Origin of the sequence: Enterobacter cloacae complex sp. 2024EL-00227, from assembly GCF_043945315.1 — a bacterium.
Lineage (GTDB): Bacteria > Pseudomonadota > Gammaproteobacteria > Enterobacterales > Enterobacteriaceae > Enterobacter > Enterobacter roggenkampii.
In genome coordinates, this window is the sequence record NZ_JBIMQP010000055.1 from 1 (window position 1) to 1,846 (window position 1,846).

At 58.9% G+C, this 1,846-nt stretch carries 1 protein-coding gene; it reads left to right on the forward strand.

Annotation, left to right across the window (positions count from 1 at the left end):
• The first annotated feature begins 317 nt into the window (after positions 1–317).
• Entirely contained in the window at positions 318–887 is a 570-nt protein-coding gene (locus ACHH0Z_RS25480) for a recombinase family protein (protein ID WP_001749988.1), read from the forward strand.
• Positions 888–1,846: the final 959 nt, after the last annotated feature.

The window sequence follows — 1,846 nt, forward strand, 5'->3', positions numbered from 1 at the left end:
CGGAAAGTCCTCCCTGCGTCCGCTGATGGCCGGCAGCAGCCCGTCGTTGCCTGATGGATCCAACCCCTCCGCTGCTATAGTGCAGTCGGCTTCTGACGTTCAGTGCAGCCGTCTTCTGAAAACGACAAACAGCCAGAAAGGCTGTTACAGGCGATTTGATCTGCAACCTATTGGTTAAATTAATGTATCAAAAACGATGGTTTTTGTGACAGTCTTGAAAAGTCCTGACTTCTCCCGAAAAATGACTCCCCTCATGTAACAAAACTCGTTACTGTATCAACATAACAATAACCCCATAACTAATTAGCGAGAAAAGAATGAAAATCGGCTATGCACGTAAATCTACGCATCTTCAGGATGTGGCGCACCAGGTTGACGAACTAACAAAAGCTGGATGTGAGCAAATCTATCAGGATCAGACCTCACGTAGCGGCCCAAAGCGCGACAAAAAAGGTGCGCCGGAACTGGAGAACTGCCTGAAAGCATTGCGCGAGGGAGATACCCTAGTAGTTTGGGCACTAGATCGGCTCGGCGGTTCATTGGGTCAAGTCATTACTTTACTCGACGACCTGAAGAAACGCGGAATAACTTTCATAGCCATCAAGGACAGAATAGACACAAATGCGCCAGTTATAGGGGAAATCTATACTCATCTGATGGCGATATTCTCTAGCTTTGAACGCAACCGCAATATTGAAAGAACGCGCTCAGGCCTTGCAGCTGCACGCGCAAGGGGCCGTGTGGGAGGGAGAAAACCGTCACTTTCTGAAGAAGATGTTAAACAAATTAGAATCTTACTTGCTGATCCTGAAATGACAGTTGGTGCAGTTGCTAAGCGCTTCAACGTTTCTCGCATGACTATTTATCGCTACACCACAAAATCATGAATGACCGCAGCATGGCGGTTTTATTTTCTTATGCCGTCAGGGCATGGAAGGCGACCACGCCGGAGTTAAACGGGCACCGGCCGCAAATCGCCGGAAACCGCAATGCTGAACGTATCGCCCGACCCAGCCCCCTCCCTGCAAAGCCCTAATCCCGCTCACCGCCACACAGCTGCCGTATGTCCCCCACGGGGGTGCGCAGTGGGCGCCGCGCGCCTGCGCGCGGGAACGGCGGCCCGCCTTCGGGTCGCGGCGCCGTACTGCGAGTTAGCGGCCGCACGCGGCCGGTTACGGGGGACACTACGCCATACGACCAGCGACCCGCTGAGCTGCACAATCCACGGATAACACAAGCTACATACATGTCGATATGGGAATCCGCCCATCTTGCCGGGCGCCGCTGTCGTGTGGAAATCCGCCCACCTTACCGGGCGCCGGTGCCGTGTGGGAATCCACCCACCTTGCCGGGCGCCGGTGCTGTGTGGAAATCCGCCCACCTTGCCGGGCGCCGGTGCCGTGTGGGAATCCGCCCACCTTGCCGGGTGCCGGTGCCGTGTGGAAATCCGCCCACCTTGCCGGGCGCCGGTGCCGTGTGGGAATCCGCCCACCTTGCCGGGCGCCGGTGCTGTGTGGGAATCCGCCCACCTTGCCGGGCGCCGGTGCTGTGTGGGAATCCGCCCACCTTGCCGGGCGCCGGTGCCGTGTGGGAATCCGCCCACCTTGCCGGGCGCCGGTGCCGTGTGGGAATCCCCCCACCTTGCCGGGCGCCGGTGCCGTGTGGAAATCCGCCCACCTTGCCGGGCGCCGGTGCTGTGTGGAAATCCGCCCACCCTTTCCGGGCGCCGGTGCCGTGTGGGAATCCGCCCACCTTGCCGGGCGCCGGTGCTGTGTGGAAATCCGCCCACCCTTTCCGGGCGCCGGAGCCGTGTGGGAATCCGCCCACCTTGCCGGGCGCCGGTGCC